Genomic DNA, 6296 nt, shown 5'->3' with positions numbered 1-6296 from the left:
AGCAGACGGTTCCGCTTCTTCAGCTCACGGATCTCCGCCGCCTCGGTCCGCGACTGGCCGGGCTTCGGACCTTCATCGATGTCAGCGCGACGTATCCACTTCTGCAGCGTCATTGGGTGAACACCGAAGTCTTTCGCGATCTGCTCGATCGTCACTCCGGGCTCACGGTTCCGCGCGACGCGCACAACGTCGTCACGGAACTCGGACGGGTAGGGCTTGGGCACAGCAACATCCTTCCAGGCCCACCCCGCGGGCAAGCCAAATCAGATGTCACCTATCCGTGCAGCAGTCCCATGGCATTGCACCTACAGACGTGGGCAGATGAGCTTGGGTTTGACTTCCACGACACGCCCCAGGGCGGGTTCTTCAGGATCAAGCTCTGGGACTGAGTGCCTGCAGATCTCCTCTGAGTAGGTTGCTCATAGCTGATCGCCGATTGATTCGCGAGCCCCTCTCTGATCTGTTGGCTGAGTCACCGGTCTGCCGTCATCCATGCACTGAACGCAGAGGAGCGGCGCCGGTGCGCCGTAGGTGAGCACGACGACGGGTGGAACGCGAGGTCGGTGCGACGCGCGGATATCCATGACTAGAGGCGTGGCTATTGAGGTGGAGTTGTACGGGGTGCCGGTCCAAACCCCGCCAGCCAAAGAGCAGTCTCAGTAGCTCACATGCCTTCACGAGGGGGACCAGAGGGGGACCAGAACCATGCAATTCATGCATCTCGTGAGTCGCGCTGCATGATCTGAGGCCCGGAATCACGCGGATTTCGGCCTCGATGACGCTGTCTGGACGCCTGGGGGTCAAGGGGTCGCAGGTTCAAATCCTGTCAGCTCGACAGAAAGCCCGGATGAGATGAAGTTCTCGTCGGGGCTTCTTCGTGTCCGGGACTTGATCTCGTCGGCGGCCGCAGGCGTCTGACCGAGGTTCACGCCGTCAACCCGCCCGGCGCCCCGACCCGCCAGAACCCCTCGCGCGATCCGAGCGGGAGGAGCGGCGCGAGCCACTCGGCGACGGCGTCGAGCACGGCTCGCTCGAGGTCGTCGCGCGTCCAGCCGCGCGGGCGCCCCGGCACCTCGGGTTCCCAGCCCTCCTCGCCCCATTCGACGCCGAAGAGGCGGCGGTCGTCGTCGAACCGGCGATCCAGCCCGAACGCGGCATCGCCCTCGAAGCGCGCCCACACGTCGAACGGTCCCTCGCCGTCCTGATCGACGAACACATCGATCGCGATGCCGTCGATGCCGCCCCCAGCTTGCTCCGCGGCCGCCTGCAGCTGCACGAGCGTGCTCGCCGCGCCGGCCGATCGTCCGTCGAGAACCGGCCTGAGGGCGTCTGCGAACTGCCGTGTATCCACCTCCCCACGCTATCCGGCCGATGGTCCGACACCGAGCGGGGATACTGGCGGGATGAGCTCGACAGCACTCGACGAGGAGTTCGCCTGGCGCGGCCGGACCGTGCGATGGGGATCCCGCGGCTCGGGCCCCGCACTCGTCTTCCTGCACGGCACCCCGTGGTCGTCGGAGCTGTGGCGGCCGATCGCCGAGTCGCTCGCGCACCACTTCACGGTCTATCTCTGGGACATGCCGGGGTACGGGCGGTCGTCGATGGATCCGTCCCATCCCGTCGACCTGGGGGAGCAGGGTGAGCTGTTCGCCGACCTCCTGGATCACTGGGGGCTCTCCCGCCCGCACGTCATCGCGCACGACTTCGGGGGTGCCGTGGCGCTGCGGGCGCGGCTCCTCCACGGCGCCGAATATGCCTCGCTGTGCCTCGTCGACATCGTCGCGCTGTCGCCATGGGGATCGCCGTTCTTCACCCTCGTGAAGGAGCACGCGGCCGTCTTCGAGCAGGTGCCGTCCGCCGTCCACCGGGGCGCGCTCGAGGCCTACATCGGCGGGGCGAGCCACCGCGGCCTGCGCCCGGAGGACCTGCGCATGCTCGTGGATCCGTGGTGCACGCCGGCCGGTCGACCCGCGTTCTATCGGCAGATCGCGCAGGCCGACGAGCGCTTCACCGACGAGGTGGAGGCCGCGTACGGAGACATCTCCGAACCCGTGCACATCGTCTGGGGCGAGGAGGACACATGGATCCCGCTCGATCGGGCGCGGCGGCTGCGCGACGCCATCCCGCATGCGTCGCTCACGGTGATCCCCGGGGCGGGGCACCTGATCCAGCTCGACGCTCCGGAGGCGCTGTCGGTCGATCTCGCGGAGTGGCTGGCCGCCGTGGAGCCATCGGGCCCGGGGTATGCGCGCACGGCTCCCACGGGCGAGAATCGTCACGGGTGAACGAGCCGACGATGTCAGACGCGGAGACGCACCAGGACCGAACGCGAGGACGACCCGATATCCGACCTGGGCGACCCACCCGCGAACCGAGGACCACCATGAGGGACGACGTCGCGGAGATCATCGAGAACGATGACCCCCGTTCCGCACACGTGACCGCTCTCGTCGCCGCGCTTCCCGACGAGGGCGCGCTGTGGGAGCTCATGAGCTCGTACAACTGGGACGACGGGTTCGCCGTCCCGCTTGCGGTCGTCTCACACCCGCGGTGCGACCGTGCGCTCGCGCTGCGCATGTTCTGGGAGCTCGACGACACGGCGCAGCTGCACCTCGACGACGAGGACACGGCGATCCGAGAGGTGTACGCGGGCGAGGCGGAGCGGGATCCGGAGGGATTCCGCACGATCCTCGCCTACTGCACGACGCTCGTCGGCAGGCTCCGCGATCGGGCCTTCCCGGTCGGTGCGAACCGGTTCGACACGGGCTTCTTCGGCCTCGACGACCCGGCGCTCACCGACCGCCAACACACCCTGCGCGCCGCGCACACGAAGCGCGCGCAGAGGACCCTCGGCGACGCCTTCCTCGAACCGGTCCTCTGACCGGGACGATCCCTTGCGGGACTTCGATCCCGCGCTCGCCATGTCGCATGGGCTGTACCCATGTGGATCCGGATCTGGTTCGATCGCCAATGATGTGAATATGTAACACGCCAGACACGCACGTCATGTGAATCTGCAACATCCGCGCGCCACTCTTGCTCACGTCGAAGTCCGTGAGTGAGAGGGAGAGCCGTGAATCGAGAAAGTGCGGAGCGCGTCGTCATTCGCGCGTCGCTCCCGGTCGCAGCGATCGTCTTGGCGCTCACGATCGGCGGCCTGCTGATCTGGACCTTGGGCGTATCGCCGTTCGCCGCGGCCGTCACCGTCGTCCAAGCCGGGTTCGGATGCGACCCTGCGTATTGCAACATCGGGGGCACATTCGCGCTCGCGGGTCCCATCATCTTCTGCGCGCTCGGCGCCGTCGTCAGCTTGCGCAGCGGCCTCTTCAGCATCGGACAGGAGGGGCAGTACGCTCTCGGAGGACTCGCCGGTGCGGTCGTCGGGTACGCGATTCCGGCGCCCGCCGGTCTCCACCCGGTGCTCTGCTTGGCCGCTGCGGCGATCGTCGGAGGGCTCTGGGGCGTGATCCCGGCGGTCCTGAAGGTCTTCCTCGGCGTCAACGAGCTGATCATCACGATCGTGCTCAACACGATCGCCGGCCTCCTCGTCGACTTCCTCGTCAACTACCCGCTTCGCGCCGAAGCGTCGACCGTCGGATACACCCCGAGCATCGCGGACACCGCCAGGCTGCCTCTGTTCGACAGCTCCACCAAGGTCGGCCTCGCTTTCGTTCTCGCTCTGATCGCGACCGTCCTCGTCTGGTTCTATCTGTCGCGGACCACACGTGGATACGAGCAGCGCATGAGCGGCGAAGCGATGCTCTTCGCCCGCTACGCCGGCATGTCGGGAACGGCGAGCGTCCTGCGCGCCGGGCTCATCGGCGGTGCGCTCGCCGGAGTCGGCGGAGGCATCCAGGTGATCGGCACCAACTACCGGGTGATCGAGGGCTTCAGCGACGGCACGGGCCTCACCGGACTCACCGCCGCGATCCTCGGCGGAACGACCGCCATCGGCGCCGGAGTCGTCGGGATCCTGTACGCGGGGATCACGGTCGGAGCGGTGAACGGGCTCCAGATCCTCCTGGGCGTCCCGCGTGAGATCGGCTCGACGGTTCTCGCGCTGATGATCGTGTTCGTCGCCTTCCAGACCCCGCTCACGACCCGAATCGAGCGCGCTCGTGAGCGGCGGCGGGCCTCCCGCCTCCTCCTCGATCCGGGCACGAGAGCCACGAAGCAGACGGAGAGCGTCGCATGATCACCGCCTTGGCCGACTTCCTCAACTCGGGCATCCGCCTGACGACGCCGATTCTCTTCGCGGCGATCGCATCGATGCTGTCCGCCCGCGCAGGAGTCCTCAACCTCGCCATCGAGTCCAAGGTGCTCGCCGGCGCCTTCACGGGGATCCTCGTCGCGGCAGTGACCGGCAACACGCTGCTCGGCGTCGTCGCCGCGGCGGCGACGGGCGCGCTGATCGGAGCGATCATGGCCGGCGCGCATCGGCTCGGCGTCGACCTCGTCGTCCTGGCCATCGGCCTCAACATCCTCGTGCTGCAGCTGACCGTGTTCCTCATGCGCTCGTTCCTCGGCGGAGTCGGCACCTACAAACCCGATGTCGATCCGATCTCACCGATCGCGATCCCGGTTCTGGGCGAGATCCCGGTGATCAGCAACCTCCTGTCGCGCCTGAACTGGCTCGTCTATCTCGCGTACATCCTCGTGTTCATCGTGGCGATGTGGTTCCGCACCCGCCCGGGCCGCCACCTTCTCGCGGCAGGAGAGGCGCCTCTCGCCGCCGAAAGCGCGGGGCTGAAGGTCTCTCGAATGCAGATCGGTGCGCTCATCGCCGCGGGAGCGATCGCCGGGCTCGGCGGTGCGTTCCTGTCCGTCGGAGACCTGGGGCTGTTCACCCGCAACATGAGCGCGGATCGCGGGTGGATCGGCATCACAGCAGCGCTTCTCGCGCTGAACAAGCCTGCTCTCCTGATCCCCGCCGCAGGCGTCTTCGGGCTGGCGAGCGCCGCCAGCATCCGACTCCAGCAGTTCGACGTTCCGGCGAACGTCACGCAGTTCATCCCCCAGGGCGCTGCGTTCGTCGCGCTCGTACTCGTCGGCCTGCGCGCAAGCTCGCGCGCCGGCGTCATCAGGTTGTGGCGCCGGAGTTCCAAGCTGCGCCTGCCTCAGAGTTCAGCACCTTCCACAGAGCGCACCGCGCCCTGACCATCCCACGCAGCACCCCTATCCGAGGAGAAGTCATGCCCCACGTCCCCACCCGCGTCGCGGCCACCGTGGCACTCGCCGGCGCAGCGATCTTCGCACTTGCCGGCTGCTCCGGTCAGACTGCGGCCTCCGCAGGATCGTCCGCAGACGATTCGACCTTCACCTATGCGCTCGTCACACCGGGCGCCGCCGGCGACGGCGGCTACATCGACTCCTCGATCGCCGGCGGCGAGCTCGCCGAGCAGGAGCTCGGCGTCACCGGGCGCGTCGTCGAAGCCGAGTCCGTGTCGCAGCAGGAGAGCGTGCTGCGGTCGACCGTCGCCACACACCCCGACATCATCCTCGCTCCCGGGCTCGACCCGGACTCGCTTCTCGCCGTCGCAGATGAGAACCCTGATCAGCTGTTCGGCGTCCCCAGCGACATCTACGTCGACGAGCTGCCGTCCAACGTCCAGGCCTACTCGATCAACGTCAGCGAATCCAGCTTCCTCGGGGGCTTCGTCGCGGGTTCGATGACCGAGACCAAGAAGGTCGGGGCGGTTCTCGGCGGCGACAACCCCGGCATCAACCAGTTCTTCTACGGATACAAGCAGGGCGTCCTCGCTGCGTGCCCGGACTGCGTCGTCACACCCAGTTACCTCAACAACGAGTACTCCGACCCGTCCGTCGGCCAGGAAGCGGCGCTCGCCCTGTACCAAGCGGGCGACGACATCGTCTACGCCGTCGCAGGGCTCTCCGGGCAGGGCGTGTTCACGGCGGCGAGCCAGGAAGGCGCATACGCCATCGGAGTCGACTCCGACCAGGACGGCGATGCCCCCGGGACCGTGATCACCTCGGTCATGAAGCGGGTCGACATGACCACCTTCAACCTCATCAAGGCGGCCATGGACGACGAGTTCCAGTCCGGCTTCGTCGCCGCGGGAATGGCCGACGGCGTCAGCGGGCTGTCGTGGGACGACGGATCCACTGTCTTCGCCGACAACGGCCCCGATGCTCTCGTCGCGAAGCTGCCTGACATCCAGTCTTCCGTCGCAGATCTGCAGCAGCAGATCCTCGACGGGGATGTCACCGTCTGCGATGCGCTCAACGACCCGACCAGCGACGAGTGCGTCGCTCTCGGGCTGAACAGCTGATACCCC

General features: G+C 67.5%; 7 protein-coding genes. 5 read left to right on the top strand and 2 right to left on the bottom strand.

Annotation, left to right across the window (positions count from 1 at the left end; all coding sequences use genetic code 11):
- On the bottom strand, nt 1–224 hold a 224-nt coding region (locus H576_RS0109930; RefSeq protein ID WP_029150816.1), incomplete at its 3' end, for a transposase.
- 701 nt (nt 225–925) lie between these two features.
- The gene (locus H576_RS0109920) at nt 926–1351 is read right to left on the bottom strand and encodes a DUF6389 family protein (protein WP_029150815.1); all 426 of its coding nucleotides are present in this window, start codon (nt 1349–1351) and stop codon (nt 926–928) included.
- 52 nt (nt 1352–1403) lie between these two features.
- On the opposite strand from H576_RS0109920, the gene H576_RS0109915 reads away from it, so the two are divergent.
- The 5 genes from H576_RS0109915 to H576_RS15240 all read left to right on the top strand — a co-directional run bounded on the left by H576_RS0109915 (nt 1404) and on the right by H576_RS15240 (nt 6290).
- Nucleotides 1404–2285, top strand: a complete 882-nt coding sequence (locus H576_RS0109915) for an alpha/beta fold hydrolase (protein ID WP_029150814.1) — start codon at nt 1404–1406, stop codon at nt 2283–2285.
- A 98-nt stretch (nt 2286–2383) separates the two neighbouring features.
- Nucleotides 2384–2881 carry a DUF4274 domain-containing protein gene (locus H576_RS0109910; protein WP_051172574.1) on the top strand — a complete coding sequence of 166 codons (498 nt, stop codon included), beginning with the start codon at nt 2384–2386 and terminating at the stop codon, nt 2879–2881.
- A 192-nt stretch (nt 2882–3073) separates the two neighbouring features.
- Entirely contained in the window at nt 3074–4195 is a 1122-nt protein-coding gene (locus tag H576_RS15250) for an ABC transporter permease (RefSeq protein ID WP_169564338.1), read from the top strand.
- On the top strand, nt 4192–5157 hold the full coding sequence (locus H576_RS15245) for an ABC transporter permease (RefSeq protein WP_051172571.1): 966 nt from the start codon (nt 4192–4194) through the stop codon (nt 5155–5157). Before H576_RS15250 ends, H576_RS15245 begins: the two co-directional genes overlap by 4 nt.
- A gap of 35 nt (nt 5158–5192) precedes the next feature.
- On the top strand, nt 5193–6290 hold the full coding sequence (locus H576_RS15240) for a BMP family ABC transporter substrate-binding protein (protein WP_051172569.1): 1098 nt from the start codon (nt 5193–5195) through the stop codon (nt 6288–6290).
- The last annotated feature ends 6 nt before the right edge of the window (nt 6291–6296 follow it).

It is taken from the genome of Microbacterium indicum DSM 19969, from assembly GCF_000422385.1.
In the GTDB taxonomy this organism is placed as follows: domain Bacteria; phylum Actinomycetota; class Actinomycetes; order Actinomycetales; family Microbacteriaceae; genus Microbacterium; species Microbacterium indicum.
This window is presented reverse-complemented; position numbering and strand designations above follow the sequence as displayed.